A 17,310-nucleotide genomic window follows, 5' to 3' on the forward strand; every position below is an offset into this window, starting at 1 on the left:
CTCAGCGCAAGGTCTCGACGTATTTCTCGTGGAAGCTGACATAGCCGGGTTCGACGACTTTGAGATGGCGCTCGATCAGCTGGTGGAAGGCCGGCAGCTGATGGAAGGGCACGCCGGGATAGGCGTGGTGCTCGGCGTGATACGGCATGTTCCAGGCGACTTTGCGCACCAGCCAGTTGGTCAGCGTGGTGCGGGTGTTTTCCAGCATGTTGGCGACAAGCGGGCAGCGGCCATGCTCGGCCAGCAGATAGAGCCTGAGGAAAGGCTGGCCGAGCAGCGCCGGCACGATCCAGACATAGAGCAGTACACTTGCCTCGAACCACAGGGCTAGCGCGGCGACCACGACATAGAAAGCGATCATGGCGCGGGCTTCAGTGCGCACCTTGGGCAGGCCTTTCGGCGGCACGTAGCTGTCGTGGCAGCCGCCAATCGCGTTGGTGTAGAGTGTCTGCAAATGCCCCCACCACACCGGCAGGCCCGAGACGTGGACGATGTATTGCCGCATCGTCTCCGGTTTCGGGAAGGCGAGTTCCGGATCGTTCTCTGGATCCTGGGTGAAACGGTGATGGGCGAAGTGGAAATAGCGAAACCAGTCGGCGGGCAGCGCGATCGCCAGGCTGCAGACCCTTGCGGCGGCATCGTTGAGCCACTGCGTCTCGAACGCCGTCCTGTGCACCGTCTCATGCAGCAGCGTGAACAGGAAGACGATGAGAATGCCTTGCGGCAACATCAACAGCGGCCAGTACGGCACCTTGGCCGCAATCAGCCCGCCGATAGCCACAATCGCGCCGAGATGGAAGGCGAGTTGGACCAGACCCGGCCCGTCCGACTTGCCGGCCAGGCGGCTGCGCTGCTCATTGGTCAGAGACGCGACGACGTCGCGATGGTCTCTGGGTTCAAACTGGGCCGATACGGTCATGGCGCCAAGCTACTCGAATAAGAAAGCTTTCGAAAAACGAGGATTTCTGCGACATAGATAAGCTTACCTTACTATCGGATAGCCCATGACCGCGCTTCCTTCCCTGAGAGGACTTCAAGCCTTCGAGGCGGCGGCGCGCTCGGGGAGTTTCGCCGCAGCGGCGGATGAGCTCTCGATCTCGGCGGCCGCGGTCAGCCAGCTCATTCGCACCCTCGAGGAGCAGATGGGTCGAAAACTGTTCCATCGCGTCAACCGCCGCGTGATGCTGACGGAAGCCGGCGTCGAGATGCTGCCCCGGCTGACCCTGGCTTTTCGGGAGATCGGCAGCATCGCGCGTGGCAGCGATGCCTTCCGCCCGCGGCTTGTCATATCGGTGCCGCCGTCCATGGCGATGGGCTGGCTTTCCGAACGTCTCGCCGGCTTTGTGGCCAGCCACGGCGCCGTCGACATATCCCTGCGCGGCGATGACGATCCGGTGCCGTTCGACCGCGAACTGATCGACATCCGGCTGTCCTTCGGCCCGCACTATCGTGAACACCCGACCGAAGACATTGTCAGGGACGCCGTCTACCCCGTCTGCGCGCCAGAACTCACCGCCCAAACCGACAGCCTCGCCGGCCTGCCACTGATTCACACCGACTGGGGACCGACCGGCGCGTCGTTTCCGTCTTGGCGCACCTGGTTCGAGGCGGCGGGCATAGAACCCGGCCGCGCAGTGCAGCGCGGCCTGTCGGCGAACTCGTCGCGGGCAGCGCTCGACCTTGCCATTTCAGGGCTGGGCGTGGCGCTGGCGCAAGGCATTTATTGCGCCGGGGCGCTGGAAGACGGCCGTTTGGTCCGGGCGAATGCCCTATCGATCGCGCTGCGTCAGCCATATTGCCTGACGATCCCGGAACGCAGTGCAAGGCGCGACCTGGTGGCGGCGTTTCGCAATTGGCTGATTGAGGAATGCCGGCGGTCGGTGGGTTCGCCGGTGCTCGGCTGATGGACCGAACTGCTCAGAGATGGCCGGCCAGTGCGGCGACCATGTCCTTGTTCGTCGCCACGGGAATGATCTCGAACTCCACCAGGTCAGACCATTCGATGACCCAGCGCTGCAGCAGCGTGACGTCATCGGCCTCGACCAGCAGGAAGCAGCGGCTCATATCAGCCGCGATCCAGGAGTGGTGCACGACAAGCGCGTCCGGCTTCAATCTGCCGCGCTCGCCGAAACGGCGGTAGATCTCCTTGCGGTCGCAGCCGGTGAAATCCTCGATGACGATGAACTGCATTTTTCCCCCTCGGTTGAATTGCCGCCCGGGGCGGCAAACTAACGCCCGGGACGGTCCAGCCGCTCCAGGAACCATTGCGTCAGCCGCACCCAGACTTCGTCCTTTTCGCCGGAATCCTCCCAGCCATGGTCGAGGTTCGGGTTGTCGTTGACCTCGATGACGAAGACGCCATCCTTGGTTTCCTTGAGATCGACGCCGTAAAGCCCGTCGCCGATGCACCGCGCCGCCTTCACCGCGGTGTCGACGACATGCGGCGGCGTCTCTTTCAGCGTGAAGGTCTTGATGCCGCCCTGGTCGGGCTTGCCGCTGGCCTTGTGGTTGACGATCTGCCAGTGTTTTTTCGCCATCAGATAATGCACGGCAAACAGCGGCTGCCCGCCGAGCACGCCGACGCGCCAGTCATATTCGGTCGGGATGAATTTCTGCGCGATCAGAAGATCGGAATCCTCCAGCCACTCGGTGGCGAGCGTCTTCAGTTCTTCGAAGTTGCCGCATTTCTTGACGCCGCGCGAGAACGATGAATCCGGGATCTTCAGCACCAGCGGAAAGCCCAGCGTCTGCGCCGCCAGTTCGAGGTCCGAGGTGCCGGCTATCATCACCGTCGGCGGCACCGGCACCTTGTTGTAGGCCATCAGTTCGTTGAGATAGACCTTGTTGGTGCAGCGGATCATCGACAGCGGGTCGTCGATCACCGGCATGCCTTCCTGCTGGGCGCGGCGCGCGAAGCGGTAGGTGTGGTTTGAGATCGAGGTGGTCTCGCGGATGAACAGCGCGTCGTAATTGGCGAGCTTGGCCAGGTCCTTCCTGGTGATCGGCTCGATTTCGACGCCCATCTTTTCGGCGATCTTGGCCCAGTAACGCAGCGAGGAAATCTCCGACGGCGGCAGTTCTTCATGCGGATCGACCAGCGTGGCGAAGGTGTAGCGTGCCGGCGTGCGGCCCTTGGTGTCGCGCCACTCGCGGTTGGTGTATGTCTCGAGCGCCTGCACGAAGAGGGCTTCTTCCTCCTCGGCCATCCTGGCCAGCGGCAGGAAGCCGATCTTGCGGATCGAGGCCCATTCGGCGCTGTCCTTGATGTGAACCTCAAGCGCCGGAGCGCGGAACCAGTCGAACAACAGCTTGGCGAAGCGGTCCCAGACCTTCGACGGTCCGATGCCGAAGAAGATGCAGATTTTTTGCGGGAAAACGCCTCCGAGATCCTTGCGGCATTTGTTGAGCGCCAGCTCCAGTTCCGGCAGCGCGTGCTCGTAGAGCTTGCGCTCGGACAGGTCGATCATCGTCTCGACCGTCGGGATGACCTTGTGGCCGCGCGAACCGGCGAGCAGAGAGGCATAATAGCCGCGGCTCTGGTAGGCGTAATTGTTCGACAGGTTGATGACCTTCGGCTGCTGGCCGCGAAACAGCGCCGGATGCGCAAGATAGTCACGGTTGGTGATGATCTTGTGCGGCGTCGCCGCCGGGTCGAGATCGTTCTGACGGCCGGTGAGGATGACCCAGGTCATTGTTATCAGCGTTTCCCAAGAGTGATGGCAGCACGCAGTCCGTCGCGGCCGAATTGCGCCATGTTCATGAAGATGCCGTGCGGCACGGGAATGTTGGCGGCATCGAGGATGGTCTCCTGTCTTTCGTCCTCGACCCAGGGATCGTGGATCAGGATGTGGTCGCCATCGTCGCCGATAGCCAGCACCCAATGCGGCACCTTCTTGCCGAACATCAGGAAGCCGCTGATCAGCACAAGCACCAGTTTTCCCTGAGCCAGGGCGCCGCGGATATCGTCGATGGTGAATGGACGGTAATTCACCGGGATGCCGTAAAGTTCCGCGCGGCGGCGAAAGTCCACCTGGGCAAGTTCCATCACCCGGCGCTTGTCGTCGCTGCGCACCGATTGCAAGAACAGCGCGCCATAGAAGGACACGAAGATTTTCGCCGCAAGCCCGCTTTCGTAGCCGGAAACCGCAAGGCCGAAGGGCTCGCAGCCGCCTGGGCCGGACATCATGAACACGGTCGTTGCCTCGCGCCATAGGCGGATTTCCATGACCGGATCGGGCACGAAGCCGGAATCGAAATTGGCCATCGCCATCATCAGGCAGCATGGACCGCAGGTGAACTCGCAGGTCTGCTGGTAGAATGGGACTTTGGTGGCGACCGGAATATCGCCGCGCAAGGTCTTTTCGTAGCGCAGCGCGGTGGCGCCATCCTCGTAATAGTGAGGCTCGCGACCGATCTTGCGGTAGCCGCTCTGCTCATAGATGCCAATGGCGCGAAGATTGTCCTCGCGCACTTCGAGACGCAACATCATGCGGTCGTGCTCGAAGGCAGCTTCTTCGGCCGCTGCAAGCAGCATGCGGCCAATGCCGCGGCCGCTGAAAAACGGGCTGGTGGCAAGCGAATAGAGCCGGGCGACGCCGCTGCCCTTGCGAAACAGCACGATGGCGTAGCCGGCGACACGACCATCGCTTTCGGCGACCAGCATCTCGGCTGTCTCGCGTTCGATCAACAGGCGGAAGGAGCGCCGGGAAATGCGGTCACTGGAAAAGACCGCCTTCTCGATGGCGGCGAGGTCATCGACGTCGGACGCGCGGGCCTTGCGAATCTCGGCAGGCATGCGGGTTTGGAAAACCTCGATTGGGTGGAGGAAAAGACCGCAGTCAAAAACGTCGCAAACATCAGCCGAAACGCCGATATCCATCAAGCGCTATCGCACTTCGAATAGGGCCGAATTGTGACACTTTCTACCCCGGCGCATTCCCGAAACGGAATGCGCTTAACTGGCGATACCAGCCAGAAGCTGACCGTAGGCCCGCTTGGCGACCGCAGCCAGTTGCTCGCGCGGCAGCGAGCCGACGACGGCGCAGGCATAGCCCTTGTCCAGCCAGTAGACCGCCTCGGGGCCGTCGGCCTCGGCCATGTAGGTGCCCTTGGACTTGGCTGAGGAATCAGCGGTAACGAACAAGGAGATGCGCTGACCCTTGGCGTCCTCGTAAAGCAGCATCGCTGCCTTGCCCTGGCCGGCGGGCAGCAGCCGGCCGCCAACCAGCTGGAAGCCTTCCGCCACCAGATCCGGCGCCACCAGTTTCAGGCCGACGCGGTTGGACAGCCAGGTCTGCAGGTGATCCTTGTCGCTTGCCGGCACTTCCACCGCATGGCGCTGTTCGGCGGCATAGATGACATGGGCGGCGATAGCCTCTTCGGCCAGTTGGTCATCGGCGCCATCTTCCCTGCCGATGCCGTCGATGCCGGCAAAATAGCCGCCAAGACCGCCGATGACGAGCACTGCGGCCGCCGCGGCCGCAAGCCACCAGCGCGACTGCCGCGCCGCCGCCTTGGTCGCGCCTTCACCGCTAACGATCTGCTTGAACAGCACCGGCACGGGCTCGTCGAGTACACCGGCAAAGGCGGCGCGCAACGCGGCGCGGTCGGCGGTGTAGCGGGCGCTTTTGGCCTTCATTTCGGGATTGGCGTCGATCCAGGCGTCGTAGGCGGCGCGCTCGTCGCCCGGCAGCTCGCCGTCGAGAGCCATGTGGATATCGCGTTCGGAAAAATCGCGGCGGGTCATTTCTCGACGATCCTTATCGAGCGGCGGCGCGCCGTGTCATCGAGCAGGCTGCGCAGCTCCTCGCGTCCGCGCGCTATGCGCGACATCAGCGTGCCGGCGGGCACGCCGAGAATGTTGGCGGCTTCGGCATAGGAAAACCCTTCGATGGCGACCATGACGAGGGCGGCGCGGCGGTCGGGGCTGATCGCCTGCAATGCGTCGATGATCTCGCGCGACGCGGCGTTCTCCGCCTGCTCGGCGGGGACTGCCTGCGCCTCGTTTGCGTCGAGCGGCAGGATCGCCGCCTCACCGCGCCGGTTCACCTTGCGCATCTGATCGATGAACAAATGATGCATGATTGTAAACAGCCACCTCCGGGGGCTTTCTCCCGTCTGCCAGCTTTCAAGCCGCAAGAGCGCTCGTTCGAGGCAATCCTGGACGAGATCGTCAGCGGATTCGCGGTCGCGCAGAAGCGAGCGTGCGTAGCGGCGCAAGCGCGGTATTTCGCCAAGGATTGCTGCCTTCTTTTCGTCCATGACCGCTGGTTCTGAGGTCGCCCTTGTTTAACCCGATTGAACGCGCCTTCCCGGCGCGGCGCAAGCGGCCAGCGCGAAGCGGTCTGCCGCCCCGGTCACCCAAGCAGTGAGATAACGAGTTGATCGGCTAAATTATTCCCCGCAATCAACAAAAGGGCCGAATTATCCTAAATCGGTCTGTGCGAAATCATGGCCTTTGTATAGCAGTGGAAGATCGCGGCTTTTCGCGCAGGCGTAAGCAAAACAGTCCCCGAGATTCAGATCCGCCTTGTGGCCAACGGCTTTGCCGTAACCGGCACTCGCGTCAATGGCCCGAGAGCTGATGTTGTCGTCAATGGTCAGACTCTCTCCCATGATCTCCACAATGAACTCATCGATCAGATCGCGGGCATGGAGAAGGGCTTCAGCGCTGGGTCTGCGCGGGCCGGCGCCGGCCCTTGCCAATGCCTGTGTTGCTTCGAAGTGAACCAACGGAGAAACCCAGACCTGCCCGGAAAAACCGGATAGCTGCTTCAGCAATTCCTCCCACCCAGGTTCCTGGTTGAGAATGGCGACGATCACCGACGCGTCGACAAACATCAGTCTTCCCACATCTCGTCGGTGAACTTCTTCATATCGAAATCGGGATTGGGCAGGCCAAGCTTCCTGGCCCTGTCCTGAAGACTGGCGATCCGATCGCGCAGCGGCACCTTCGCCCGATTGCGCTCAAGTTCGTGCACGAGCGCGACCCGCACCGCCTCCGTTTTGCTCGGAGCGTTCGTCTCGCGTTGCAATCTGCTGGCCAGCGCATCCACTTCGTCGTCGCGGATATAGAGCGGCATCGAATATCCTCCGTTGGATATTCATATATTCCATCTCGTATATCACTTCAAGTTGCAGCGTTGGCCTCCCTCGCCGCCCGCGTCAGCAGCCGCTGGTAGAACAGGCCGATGCCGATCAGCACGGCGCCAAGACCGATGAAGGACAGCGCCCTGAGCACGCCTTCCAGTTCCGACATGTCGAATAGGAAGACTTTTACCACGGCGATCGCGATCAGCGCCGCCGACGCAATGCGCAGCACCTGCGACTTCAGCCAGACGCCGGCGGTGAGCAGCACGACGCCAATGACCAGCCAGAGCGCCGAATAGGTGTAGGTCTCGAGCTGGCCGAGGCCGCTCCACAGGCCGATGAACTCGCCCTTGAACACGCGCCTGACCGACAGTGTGGCGTAGGCGAAGACAAGCAATGCCGCCACCACCGCCAGCATCTGCGCATACCATGGCGGCCGCTTGTCCCTGGCATAGAGCGCCAGCCCGCCGACAGCGATGGCCGGCAGGAGATAAGCCAGGAACAAGAGGTTGAACACCGGGATCTGGCCGGTCGATTCGTCGGTGAACAGCGGATTGAGCACCAGGAAATGCTGGAGGACGATGAAGGCGACCGAGAGCACGCCGGCAGCCATCGAGCCGTAGCGCAGCACAGAGCTTGGCGAGCGCATGTCGATGGCCACCAGTATCGCGCCGGCGCCGATGGCGATCAGCGTATAGATCGCCTGTTCGGCGAGCGTCACCGGGCCGGTGTCGATGACGCCGCCATGCATGGCGTGGCGCACCAGCATGGCGACGGTGAGCAGCGCAAACAGGGCTGCACCCGCCTCCATCGCAAGGCGCGGCCGGCCATTGCCAGTTGTTGGTAGCGCGGGGGTGGTACGCGCGAGTTGCCAGGCGGCAAAGCCGAAGGCCAGCGCCGGTACGCCGTATCCCGGCAGCAGCCAGTTGAACACCGGCGTCGTCGTCAGGAACTCGGCGCCGACGATGGTCGGATCGAAGGCGACGCGGCCCAGCACGGCAACGACCGCGCCGACCGAAATCCAGCCAAGCACCGGATAGCTGCGCCACCGCGTCGCCAGCGCCGGCACGATGGCGGCAACGCCGGCAAGAATGGTCGTCCAGCCGGATCCGAAGGCCATGTGCAGCATCAGCAGGCCGGCCAGAGCCGAGCCGCAAAGCGCGAAGGAGACGGCGATGTCGCCCTTGAGCGGCGGCTGTTCGGCGCGCGCGATCCATTCGCCACCGGCAGCGAAGACAACAACCAGAAGGGCAGCTATCGCTGCGTAGACAAGGTCGCGGTCGAGATTGCCGTAGGCAAGCCACAGCGTCAGCAGAATAAGCAGCGGCGCAGCGACGCCCCATGCCGCCCAGCATGCCGCGCGGACCCGTGCTGAGGCGGCGAAGCGGCGTGCGGCCCAGAAGCCGGCGCCGATGAAGACCAGGCCGAGGCCAATGCCGATGCGCAGCGTCAACGGATTTCCGGCCGCCACCGGCATGCCGTCAAAGCCGATATTCCCCTGGGTTATGTCGGAGCCGATGGTGGTGGGCGGAATGATGCCGAGATGGATCATCACGCTCACCACGCCGGCGGCATGCAGCAGCGGCAGCGCGCGCGGCCGGTAGAGTGCGGTGGCGACAAGGGCGACGAGGACGAAGGCGCCCGGCAAGGCGCCACCGGCGGCGACCAGCGTCGTGTCGACGGACAGGCCTAGCGCTGAAAACGCAACGAAAACGCCAGGCACGATCGAGGGCCAGTCGAAGCCCGCCTTTGCAGGTTCCGCTTCGCCGCCACGACTGCCCAGCCAGACAAAGGCAAGCACCGCCAGCGTCACCGCGTCGATGAACAGGACGACGGCAAGGTCGGCGAACCGGATGACGGCAAGGTCGGCGACGAGCGTACTCATCATGTAGGCGATGGTCCAGGCGCCGGTGCCGAAGAAGGCGGCCGCAATCAGGAATTTCCAGTCGCGAATGCGGGCGATCACGGCTGTGGCGGCAAGCACGATCGCCAGGTAGACGAACAGCGCCCATGGGTTGGGCGCCTGCGAGGACACAAGCGCCGGCGTCGCCATCGAGCCGACAAGGCCGATGCCGGCCAGGGCCTGACCGTGGACGAGAGCGGCGACAATGGTCGCTACGCCGATGGCGCCGAGCACGGTGAAAGCGAAGGCCGGGCCGACGAAACCGTAAATGGCGTGCGCGGCATAGACCGTACCGAACAGAATGAAGGCGCCGGCAGCCGTCAGGATCGCCGGAATATAGGCGCCTGCAGCCCCTTGCACCGGCACCTTGAAGCCGGTGCGGCGGATGAACTCGCCGCCGCCGATCAGCACCAGGCCGAGCAGCGCCGCCAGGGACAGCCGCACTTCGGGGCCGAAAATGCCGGCCTCGATGGTGTAGCGGATCAGGAACAGGCCGCCCAAAGCCAATGCGACGCCGCCGACCCAGACCGCCCAACGGGTGCCGAGCGCCGTTTCGACCTCGGACTGGCGGGCTGCCTTCGCCGTGGCGGCAGGCGCGGATCCGGTGAATGCCGCCTTGGCCGCGGCTGACAGTTCTGGCACGGCCTCGCTGGTGGCCGCATCGGCTTCGGCGGCCGGTGCCTGGGCATGTGCCGCGTCTGCTGTTGTTGGCGAAGCTATGTCGGCAACTGGTGCGCTAGCGTGAGCGGCATCCGCCGGTGCGCTTGCAGCCTGCTCGGCCGGTTTGGCAACGGGCGGTGTCGCATGCACGCCGGACAGAACCAGGCTGCGCAGCGCTCCGAGCTCGCGCTCGATCAGACTGACGCGGCCCTGCTGGCGCAAGACGAGGACAAAAAGCACGATAACGACGACGGCGCCAATCAGGCTTTCAAACATGGCGGTTCCCCCAAACCAGGCCAGTTTTCACTGACAATTGCGGCGGCCACACGGCCACCCCAGACGGCTATTCAAGTCACGCCACCGCAATGGTGGCCGAAAAGAAGTTATCGAGCATGTTTCGTCGGCAAATTCCAGCGGCCTACGGTCTTTATCCTCACCCATCATCTGAGATAGCCAGGAATGGCATGCCGCCGCCACTTGCCCAGGAGCCATGCTATCCTCGGATGAACTACGAGGAAATCGAATGCCGAAACGAAGTGCAGGGCTGCTGATCCACCGGACAAGGGCCGGCATTCTCGAATTTCTGCTCGTCCATCCCGGCGGCCCGTTCTGGGCAAGGAAGGATGAAGGCGCTTGGTCGATCCCCAAGGGCCTCGTCGAGGACAATGAAGATGAGTTGGCCGCCGCCCGGCGCGAGGCCGGGGAAGAACTCGGAGTCAGCATCGAGGGTGATTTCGAGCCTGTCGGCAGCTATCGGCAAGCCGGCGGCAAGATCGTCATCGCCTGGAGTGTCGAAGCCGATTTCGATCCCGATGCCGTTAAAAGCAACATGTTCACGATGGAATGGCCGCCCAGGTCAGGCGTGACGAGGGAATTTCCCGAAATCGACAGGGCCGGCTGGTTTTCCTTCGCGGAGGCCAGCCTCAAGATCCTCGGCGGTCAGCGCGCCATCCTCGATGATTTCATGGAGCATCGCAAGGCCGGCTGAGGCTCTTGCCCTACGAGTACCCCCACCCTAACCCTCCCCACAAGGGGGAGGAATGCTGCCGCATGCAGCTTTTGCTGTGAACCTGGACGGTTGCGGAGGTCAGCACCCACCGAGTCTCCCTCCCCTTTCTGGCGCAGCGTCTGCCGTAGTGGCGGCATTGCCGCCCGAATGATGCTTGCGCAAGGCGGCGAGGAAGCCGGCACGGGCATCGGGCTGTTCAATGCCGCGCGGCTCGTAGACATGGCGGGTGAAAAAGAAACCGGTCAGATGGAAGGCGTCCTCGAGTGCCGCGTGGTCCGCCCGCAAGCCGGAGCCGCGCTGCAGGAAGGCCGGCAGCGCCAGCATCTTGTCGCGCCACGGCGCACCGGCGGCTCGCGACACCGCACGGCCGGATTTCGGCGAGACATAGGCCAGATCCTGCCTGGCGCCGGTCGCCGCGCATTGGCTGAGATCGAGGCCGAAGCCGAGTTCGTCGAGGATGAGCAGTTCGAAGCGCGCCACCAGTTCGCCGGCGGCATCGGAATCGTCGAGATGGGCGATCATTACTGCAAGCGTCTCATACAGGCCGCCATGGGCGTCGCGCTCCGGCAGGAGCCTGAGATGCGCGGCCATGGTCTGCAGGCCGTACACGGCGACAGCGCTGTCCATCAACCGGGCGGCGTTCATCTCGATCGCCTCGGCCTGGAAGGTGCCGAGATGCTCGTCTAGGCGTGCCCGCCACAAAAGGTCGACGCGGTTGCCGGGCTGCAGCACCGGCTGCTGCTTGCGCGATCGGCCGCCGCGCACCAGGCCGAGATGGCGGCCATGCGCACGCGTCATTACCTCGAGAATGGCGCTGGTTTCGCCATGCTTGCGGGTGCCGAGTATGATTCCCTCGTCGCGCCATTCCATGGCAGGAGCTTGTCACCGGTTGCGTGGCGAAATCAAGATTTTGGCGCGCCGCGTGCGATCTGTGCTGACATTGGATCCCCACACATCGTCGAAAGGCTCTGATCACGCGAATTCCCGGTGATCGGCCAGGACGTCGTCGATGACGCGGCGCGATCGCTCGGCTTCGGCTTGGTTGGCGTCGTGTCCGGCAACCGTGATCAGCGCCTTCCACAGCGTCCAGCCGCGGCCGCGCGCCCAGGTCGCTTCATCGACGTCGATGGCAGCCCGGAATGCCTCCCGGCTCTCGCCCTGGAAGAATGTCCAGGCGATCGCCAGGTCGCAGGATGGATCGCCGATGCCGGAGGTGCCGAAGCCGATGACGGCGCTCAGGCGGCCGTTTTGGACCAGAAGGTTGCCCCAGGCGACGTCGCCGTGAAACCAGACGGGCGACCCTTGCCAGGTGGCGGCAAGGGCCGCATCCCAGACAGCGGTGGCCGCCTGGGTGTCGATCTGCCCCTCCAGCGCCTGGAGTGCTTCCCTTGTCTGGTTGTCATACACGCTCAGCGATCCGCCGCGGAAGAAATTGTGCTGGCCCGGGGGCGGCCCGCCCGCCGGATCGATCCGCCGGAGCGCAATGAGGAACTTGGCCAGATCGACCGCGAACTGTGGGCGATCGGCGATTTCGGCGGTCTTGGCTGTTTCGCCGTCGATCCAGCGGTAGACGGACCATTGCCAGGGGTAGTCCTCCCCAGGCTCGCCCGTCGCCAGTGGAACCGGGATCGGCAGCGGCAGAAGCGGCGCCAGCCTGGGCAGCCAGCGGTGCTCTTTTTCGACCTGCAAGGCATATGGTGCGGCACTCGGCAGCCGCACAGTCATATCATTGCCGAGGTGGAAGGTTCGGTTGTCCCAGCCGCCAAACGCCACCGGCCTCACCGGCAGATGCCGCCATTGCGGAAACTGCGCGTTGACCAGCCGGCGCACGAGATCGGTATCGATGGTCGGTTTTGGATCAGGCATGTCATCGTCTCAAACTGCCGGGCGGCATTTCCAGACGATGAAGCTCAATGGGGAAACTCAAGCCCCATCTCGCGGTAGCGCTCGGGGTCGTCGCCCCAGTTTTCACGCACTTTGACGAACAAGAACAGGTGCACTTTCTGCTCGAGAATGCCGGCTATTTCCATGCGCGCCGACTGGCCGATGGCGCGGATCGTCTCGCCCTTGTGGCCGAGCACGATCTTCTTCTGGCTGTCGCGCTCGACATAGATGGTCTGGTCGATGCGCACCGAGCCGTCCGGTTTCTCTTCCCATTTCTCGGTCTCGATATGCGAGGAATAGGGCAACTCCTGATGCAGCCGCAGATACAGCTTCTCGCGGGTGATCTCGGCCGCCAGCTGGCGCATCGGCAGGTCCGAGATCTGGTCTTCCGGATAGTACCAGGGGCCGACCGGCAGCGCTTGCGCGAGATAGTCGAGCAAATCCTTGCAGCCGGAGCCGGTCAGCGCCGAGACCATGAAGGTGCGCTTGAACGGCACCTTTTCGTTTGCTGCCGCAGCCAGGGCCAGCAGCGCCTCGTGCTTGACCCGGTCGACCTTGTTGAGGATCAGCACCATCGGCTGGCGGACGTCCTTCAGCCGCTCGAGGATGGCGTCGGCGTCACCCCTGATGCCGCGCTCGGCATCGATCAGCAGCAGCACGATATCGGCGTCCTTGGCGCCACCCCAGGCGGTGGTCACCATCGCGGTGTCGAGCCGGCGCTTCGGCTTGAAGATGCCGGGCGTATCGACAAAGACGATCTGCGCGTTGTCATGCGTGGCGATGCCGCGCACGATGGCGCGGGTGGTCTGCACCTTGTGGGTGACGATCGACACCTTGGCGCCAACCAGCTGGTTGACCAGCGTCGATTTGCCGGCATTGGGGGCGCCGATCAAGGCGACGAAGCCGGAGTGTGTGGCAGGGGCCTCCGTTGCCGGAGGGAGATCTTCGCTGCCAGTCATGCCGCACTCCCTTGGTTGGCCCAGATGCCTTCGCGCATAAGAAACGCCGATGCCGCCGCTTCTTCGGCTGCGCGGCGAGAGCCGCCCGTGCCGCTTGCCGGCGCAAAACCGCCGACCTTCACGGACACCGTGAAAACCGGTTGATGTTCAGGTCCCTCGCGTCTCTCGATCGCGTATTCGGGCCTGACATCGCTGGTCTTGGCGATCCATTCCTGCAGGTCGGATTTCGGATTGGGCGGCTTGGCCACCACCTTTTGCGAGCGCGGCTCCCAGTAACGCAGGACGAATTGCCTTGCGGCATCGAGGCCGCCGTCGATATAGACCGCCGCGATCAGCGCCTCGACCGCATCCGCCAGATAGTTTCCGCCCGAGCCGCGCGAGCGCGCCTTCAAGGCAGCGTCGGCCCGAACCAGATCTTCGAGCTGCATTTCAATGCCGATCTCGGAGCATGTCCGCGCATCGACCAGGGCATTGAAGCGCGGGGCGATTTCACCTTCCGGCGCCTCAGGAAACTTTTCGAAAAGCAGGTCGGCAACGATCAGGCCGAGCACGCGGTCGCCAAGGAATTCGAGGCGCTGGTTGTTGCTGCTTGCCTTGACCGCGCTGGAATGCGTCAGCGCGGTCTCGAGCAAACGGACGTCCCGGAAGGAATGGCCGGTTTTGGCTGTCACCAAATCGGCCAGAGTTTCACCCGTCGGGCGCTTCAAAGCCATCAATTCACGAAATGGAACAGGCGCGACAGGCGCACCAGCGACGGCCATTTCCAGATCTCGAGCGGGCTCGCCTTCCCGGCGATCGAGAAGAAGACGATGTTAGCGCGGCCGACAAGGTTCTCCGCCGGCACGTAGCCGACGCTGAGGCGGCTGTCGGAGGAATTGTCGCGGTTGTCGCCCATCATGAAATAGTTGCCGGGGGGCACGACGAACTCGCGGGTGTTGTCGGTGATCGAATTCGGTGTCAGGTCAAGCGTGTCGTAGCTGACGCCGTTGGGCAGGGTCTCGCGATAGACGTCGACCGGCTCAGGCACTTCCGTGATATCAGGATTTTGGATCTGGCCGGTTTTCACACGAGGCACGCCCTGGCCGTTGATGAACAATTGGCCGTCCTTCATCTGGATCTTGTCCCCTGGCAGGCCGACGACGCGCTTGATGTAGTCGAGCGACGGATCCGGCGGGAACTTGAAGACCACCACGTCGCCGCGCTTCGGATCGGAACCCCAGATGCGGCCGGAAAAGATGTCGGGGCCGAATGGCAGCGAATAACGCGAGAAGCCATAGGACCATTTGGTGACGAACAGATAGTCGCCTTCGAGCAAGGTCGGCCGCATAGAGCCGGACGGAATCGAGAAGGGCTGGAACAGCAAGGTGCGGATGACCATGGCCAGCAGCAAAGCCTGGATGATGACGCTGACGATTTCGCCAAGCCCGCCGGATTTCTTCTCGGATTTTTCAGCCACGCTCATGTCGTCCTCGATTGTGCGTTGGATGGTATAGAGTCTCGGCGCGCGCTGGGCAACGTCAAGTCGGCGTTAGATAGCGGTCGTCTGATGCAATCAATGTGGCGCTTGTTCGGCGGGCAACGCCTCGATGATCACAAAGGCTTGAGCAAGCGGGAAATCATCGGTGATTGTGAGGTGGATCGCCGCTCTGTGCCCCTGTGGCAGGATTTTGGCCAGCCGTGCCGCCGCTCCCCCGGTCAGCGCCATGGTTGGCGCGCCGCTGGGCAGGTTGGCGACCCCCATGTCGCGCCAGAACACGCCCTGCGCCAGGCCGGTGCCAAGCGCCTTGGCGCAGGCCTCCTTGGCGGCGAAGCGCTTGGCATAGGAGGCTGCACGGCCCTTGCGGCCTTCCGAGCGGGCCTGTTCGACCTCGGTGTAGATGCGCCGGATGAAGCGCTGACCATGCCGTTCCAGCGACTTTTCGATGCGTCTGATGTCGATCAGGTCGCTGCCGATGCCGATGATCATTCCGCCGGAACTTCCCGTCCGCGGTGCCCGCCCTTATGCGCCCGCTCTGCCATGCGCTTCCTGCGCTGCTCGCGAAAGGCTGTCATCCCCCAGCGGGTGATGCCGTAGAAGATCAGCCCGAAGATCAGGCCGAGCGGCACTGCGCCGATCAGCATCGGCTCGAGCACCGGGTGCCACAGCTTTGCAAACGACAGCGTGTGCATCATCTCACCAAGATGCGCAGGCGGTCCGTTCTTGGGCAGGCGTTCATGCAGGATCAGCTTGCCGACTTCCCAGGACGCTCCCCACAGCAGCGGGAAAGTCAGCGGATTGCCGAAGAATACCGCGCCGAGGGCGGCGGCCACCAGATTGCCGGCGACCACCCAGCAGAGCACGGCGGCGACGGCGAAATGGAAGCCGAGCGGAAAGAAGGAGGCGAAAACGCCGGCCGCGACGCCGGCCGCCACTGCATGCGGTGTCGCCTTCAGCCGCAGGATGCGCTTGGAGAAATATTGCAACGAGCGCGAAAACGAGCGGCGCGGCCACAGGTAGGTACGCACCCGCTCCAGAATGCCATCAGGCTTTCGGCGTCGAAAAAGCACTCTGTTCCAGTTCCCGGTTCATCACGCCCAAATTGCAACCATCCTTGGCCGGGCGCGGTCGCTCCATCTTGCGCTTCGAGGGCGCAGAAAGGCAACAACGACTTTGATATAGCGACTGCCTTGCCGCGTAACAATGAAACGCCGCCGCGATGGTCTGCCGCAGGCCTGTAACAAGAGCGCCATTGGGGCGAAACTGAGGACAATATCGATGAAAGCTCCCCGACGACGGCAAGGCCCGCGCGAGACGACGCCGAGGCGGATAGATTATTCCCGATATTCGCTGACTTCGACCAAATTGCTGTCCGGATCGCGGAAATAGACCGACATCATCTTACCGCGGGCGCCGGTGCGCTCGACCGGACCGACTTCGATGGCAACGCCATTGGCTTCCAGACGGGCGCAAATCTCGGCAAGCGGCCTTGCGGCGACCAGGCAGAAATCGCCGGACCCAGGCATCGGCACCTTGGCCTTGGGCTCAAAGGTGCGGCCCACCTGATGCAGATTGATCTTCTGCGATCCGAACAGCAACGCCGTCGGCCGCTCCGGCTCGTCGAGGCGCTTCAGGCCAAGCACCCGCTGGTAGAAGGCGCAGCTGTCCTCCACCGAGCGGACCGTCAGCACGAAATGATCGATGCCGGCGATCATTGTGATGTCCCCTAGATGTTGCGGCTTCCTGGCTTAACGGCGGGAATGGCGGCAAGTTCCGGCGGCAGGCGGTCGGCGGGATAGGCCGGGACCTCGTATTCGGCAAGCGCGATCAGCGGCACGCCGACATTGGTCTTGCCGGCCGAGCGGTCGATGATGCAGGCCGCCGCCACGACCTCGGCGCCAATCGCGCGCAGGCAGTCGATGGTTTCGCGGATCGAAAGACCAGTGGTGACGATGTCCTCGACGATGACGACGCGCGAGCCGGCAGCGATCTCAAAGCGGCGCAGCCTGAACTCGCCGCCTTCGCGCTCCACCCAGATTGCAGGCACACCGAGATGGCGCGACGTCTCATAGGCCGGGATCAGGCCGCCGATCGCCGGGCCGACGACGTAGTCGATCTTGCCCGGCACCGCCTTTTGAATCTTCTCGGCCAGCGCCTTGCAAAGCCGCTCCGTCTTGTCGGCATGCATGAAGACGCGCGCCTTCTGCAGGAAGACCGGGCTGCGCAGACCCGACGTCAGGATGAAATGTCCCTCCAGAACAGCGCCCGCCTCGCGGAAGATGCCCAGCACCTCGTCGGTATTCATAACTCGCCCCATGTCCATGGTGAA

Annotated in this window: 20 protein-coding genes; 2 read left to right on the forward strand and 18 right to left on the reverse strand. The window is 63.5% G+C overall.

The genetic code is table 11. The annotated features are described in order from the left end of the window. Window position 1: 1 nt before the first annotated feature. Window positions 2-919, reverse strand: coding sequence for a fatty acid desaturase family protein (locus NKI31_RS28620; RefSeq protein WP_352653175.1), 918 nt, complete (start codon window positions 917-919; stop codon window positions 2-4). A gap of 85 nt (window positions 920-1,004) precedes the next feature. On the opposite strand from NKI31_RS28620, the gene NKI31_RS28625 reads away from it, so the two are divergent. Beyond that, a complete protein-coding gene (locus NKI31_RS28625; RefSeq protein WP_352653176.1) occupies window positions 1,005-1,904 on the forward strand; it encodes a LysR substrate-binding domain-containing protein in 900 nt (299 codons plus the stop codon). A gap of 13 nt (window positions 1,905-1,917) precedes the next feature. On the opposite strand, the gene NKI31_RS28630 is transcribed toward NKI31_RS28625, so the two are convergent. The 8 genes from NKI31_RS28630 to NKI31_RS28665 form a co-directional block, all read right to left on the reverse strand. Then, the gene (locus NKI31_RS28630) at window positions 1,918-2,190 is read right to left on the reverse strand and encodes a DUF3303 domain-containing protein (protein WP_023670254.1); all 273 of its coding nucleotides are present in this window, start codon (window positions 2,188-2,190) and stop codon (window positions 1,918-1,920) included. Window positions 2,191-2,228: 38 nt separating this feature from the next. Then, a complete protein-coding gene (locus NKI31_RS28635) occupies window positions 2,229-3,692 on the reverse strand; it encodes a RimK family ATP-grasp domain-containing protein (RefSeq protein WP_023692866.1) in 1,464 nt (487 codons plus the stop codon). A 5-nt stretch (window positions 3,693-3,697) separates the two neighbouring features. Further along, entirely contained in the window at window positions 3,698-4,795 is a 1,098-nt protein-coding gene (locus NKI31_RS28640; protein ID WP_352653177.1) for a peptidase C39 family protein, read from the reverse strand. A gap of 159 nt (window positions 4,796-4,954) precedes the next feature. Next, window positions 4,955-5,746, reverse strand: a complete 792-nt coding sequence (locus tag NKI31_RS28645) for an anti-sigma factor family protein (protein WP_023670251.1) — start codon at window positions 5,744-5,746, stop codon at window positions 4,955-4,957. Continuing rightward, window positions 5,743-6,261, reverse strand: coding sequence for an RNA polymerase sigma factor (locus tag NKI31_RS28650; RefSeq protein WP_023670250.1), 519 nt, complete (start codon window positions 6,259-6,261; stop codon window positions 5,743-5,745). Before NKI31_RS28650 ends, NKI31_RS28645 begins: the two co-directional genes overlap by 4 nt. 162 nt (window positions 6,262-6,423) lie before the next feature. Continuing rightward, entirely contained in the window at window positions 6,424-6,840 is a 417-nt protein-coding gene (locus NKI31_RS28655) for a type II toxin-antitoxin system VapC family toxin (protein ID WP_352653178.1), read from the reverse strand. Further along, window positions 6,840-7,082, reverse strand: coding sequence for a type II toxin-antitoxin system VapB family antitoxin (locus NKI31_RS28660; protein ID WP_023670248.1), 243 nt, complete (start codon window positions 7,080-7,082; stop codon window positions 6,840-6,842). Before NKI31_RS28660 ends, NKI31_RS28655 begins: the two co-directional genes overlap by 1 nt. A 47-nt stretch (window positions 7,083-7,129) precedes the next feature. Next, window positions 7,130-9,928 (reverse strand): DUF2339 domain-containing protein, encoded by a 2,799-nt coding sequence (locus NKI31_RS28665; protein WP_352653179.1) that lies wholly within the window; start codon window positions 9,926-9,928, stop codon window positions 7,130-7,132. Window positions 9,929-10,175: 247 nt separating this feature from the next. On the opposite strand from NKI31_RS28665, the gene NKI31_RS28670 reads away from it, so the two are divergent. Then, complete coding sequence (locus NKI31_RS28670) at window positions 10,176-10,640, forward strand: NUDIX hydrolase (RefSeq protein WP_023687287.1); 465 nt, start codon at window positions 10,176-10,178, stop codon at window positions 10,638-10,640. A 99-nt stretch (window positions 10,641-10,739) separates the two neighbouring features. On the opposite strand, the gene recO is transcribed toward NKI31_RS28670, so the two are convergent. From recO to pyrE, 9 genes are all read right to left on the reverse strand, one after another. Continuing rightward, window positions 10,740-11,531 (reverse strand): DNA repair protein RecO, encoded by a 792-nt coding sequence (gene recO / locus NKI31_RS28675; protein WP_023692858.1) that lies wholly within the window; start codon window positions 11,529-11,531, stop codon window positions 10,740-10,742. A 102-nt stretch (window positions 11,532-11,633) separates the two neighbouring features. After that, window positions 11,634-12,527, reverse strand: a complete 894-nt coding sequence (locus NKI31_RS28680; RefSeq protein WP_352653180.1) for an aminoglycoside phosphotransferase family protein — start codon at window positions 12,525-12,527, stop codon at window positions 11,634-11,636. A gap of 44 nt (window positions 12,528-12,571) precedes the next feature. Further along, the gene (gene era, locus NKI31_RS28685; RefSeq protein ID WP_352653181.1) at window positions 12,572-13,504 is read right to left on the reverse strand and encodes a GTPase Era; all 933 of its coding nucleotides are present in this window, start codon (window positions 13,502-13,504) and stop codon (window positions 12,572-12,574) included. Next, on the reverse strand, window positions 13,501-14,217 hold the full coding sequence (gene rnc / locus NKI31_RS28690) for a ribonuclease III (RefSeq protein WP_352653182.1): 717 nt from the start codon (window positions 14,215-14,217) through the stop codon (window positions 13,501-13,503). Before rnc ends, era begins: the two co-directional genes overlap by 4 nt. Continuing rightward, window positions 14,217-14,966, reverse strand: coding sequence for a signal peptidase I (lepB, locus tag NKI31_RS28695; RefSeq protein ID WP_023670241.1), 750 nt, complete (start codon window positions 14,964-14,966; stop codon window positions 14,217-14,219). Before lepB ends, rnc begins: the two co-directional genes overlap by 1 nt. A 90-nt stretch (window positions 14,967-15,056) precedes the next feature. Then, a complete protein-coding gene (gene acpS, locus NKI31_RS28700; protein WP_352653183.1) occupies window positions 15,057-15,470 on the reverse strand; it encodes a holo-ACP synthase in 414 nt (137 codons plus the stop codon). Further along, complete coding sequence (locus NKI31_RS28705; RefSeq protein ID WP_352653184.1) at window positions 15,467-16,051, reverse strand: DUF2062 domain-containing protein; 585 nt, start codon at window positions 16,049-16,051, stop codon at window positions 15,467-15,469. Before NKI31_RS28705 ends, acpS begins: the two co-directional genes overlap by 4 nt. A gap of 264 nt (window positions 16,052-16,315) precedes the next feature. Beyond that, window positions 16,316-16,696, reverse strand: a complete 381-nt coding sequence (locus NKI31_RS28710; protein ID WP_023753083.1) for a VOC family protein — start codon at window positions 16,694-16,696, stop codon at window positions 16,316-16,318. A gap of 11 nt (window positions 16,697-16,707) precedes the next feature. Continuing rightward, the gene (gene pyrE, locus NKI31_RS28715) at window positions 16,708-17,286 is read right to left on the reverse strand and encodes an orotate phosphoribosyltransferase (protein WP_023754778.1); all 579 of its coding nucleotides are present in this window, start codon (window positions 17,284-17,286) and stop codon (window positions 16,708-16,710) included. Between the last annotated feature and the right edge of the window lie 24 nt (window positions 17,287-17,310).

Origin of the sequence: Mesorhizobium sp. M0659, from assembly GCF_040320605.1 — a bacterium.
In the GTDB taxonomy this organism is placed as follows: domain Bacteria; phylum Pseudomonadota; class Alphaproteobacteria; order Rhizobiales; family Rhizobiaceae; genus Mesorhizobium.

Coding starts and splice junctions, on each gene's coding strand:
- NKI31_RS28620 (WP_352653175.1), bottom strand. CDS start 919: ATGACCGTATCGGCCCAGTTTGAACCCAGAGACCATCGCGACGTCGTC.
- NKI31_RS28625 (WP_352653176.1), top strand. CDS start 1,005: ATGACCGCGCTTCCTTCCCTGAGAGGACTTCAAGCCTTCGAGGCGGCG.
- NKI31_RS28630 (WP_023670254.1), bottom strand. CDS start 2,190: ATGCAGTTCATCGTCATCGAGGATTTCACCGGCTGCGACCGCAAGGAG.
- NKI31_RS28635 (WP_023692866.1), bottom strand. CDS start 3,692: ATGACCTGGGTCATCCTCACCGGCCGTCAGAACGATCTCGACCCGGCG.
- NKI31_RS28640 (WP_352653177.1), bottom strand. CDS start 4,795: ATGCCTGCCGAGATTCGCAAGGCCCGCGCGTCCGACGTCGATGACCTC.
- NKI31_RS28645 (WP_023670251.1), bottom strand. CDS start 5,746: ATGACCCGCCGCGATTTTTCCGAACGCGATATCCACATGGCTCTCGAC.
- NKI31_RS28650 (WP_023670250.1), bottom strand. CDS start 6,261: ATGGACGAAAAGAAGGCAGCAATCCTTGGCGAAATACCGCGCTTGCGC.
- NKI31_RS28655 (WP_352653178.1), bottom strand. CDS start 6,840: ATGTTTGTCGACGCGTCGGTGATCGTCGCCATTCTCAACCAGGAACCT.
- NKI31_RS28660 (WP_023670248.1), bottom strand. CDS start 7,082: ATGCCGCTCTATATCCGCGACGACGAAGTGGATGCGCTGGCCAGCAGA.
- NKI31_RS28665 (WP_352653179.1), bottom strand. CDS start 9,928: ATGTTTGAAAGCCTGATTGGCGCCGTCGTCGTTATCGTGCTTTTTGTC.
- NKI31_RS28670 (WP_023687287.1), top strand. CDS start 10,176: ATGCCGAAACGAAGTGCAGGGCTGCTGATCCACCGGACAAGGGCCGGC.
- recO (WP_023692858.1), bottom strand. CDS start 11,531: ATGGAATGGCGCGACGAGGGAATCATACTCGGCACCCGCAAGCATGGC.
- NKI31_RS28680 (WP_352653180.1), bottom strand. CDS start 12,527: ATGCCTGATCCAAAACCGACCATCGATACCGATCTCGTGCGCCGGCTG.
- era (WP_352653181.1), bottom strand. CDS start 13,504: ATGACTGGCAGCGAAGATCTCCCTCCGGCAACGGAGGCCCCTGCCACA.
- rnc (WP_352653182.1), bottom strand. CDS start 14,217: ATGGCTTTGAAGCGCCCGACGGGTGAAACTCTGGCCGATTTGGTGACA.
- lepB (WP_023670241.1), bottom strand. CDS start 14,966: ATGAGCGTGGCTGAAAAATCCGAGAAGAAATCCGGCGGGCTTGGCGAA.
- acpS (WP_352653183.1), bottom strand. CDS start 15,470: ATGATCATCGGCATCGGCAGCGACCTGATCGACATCAGACGCATCGAA.
- NKI31_RS28710 (WP_023753083.1), bottom strand. CDS start 16,696: ATGATCGCCGGCATCGATCATTTCGTGCTGACGGTCCGCTCGGTGGAG.
- pyrE (WP_023754778.1), bottom strand. CDS start 17,286: ATGAATACCGACGAGGTGCTGGGCATCTTCCGCGAGGCGGGCGCTGTT.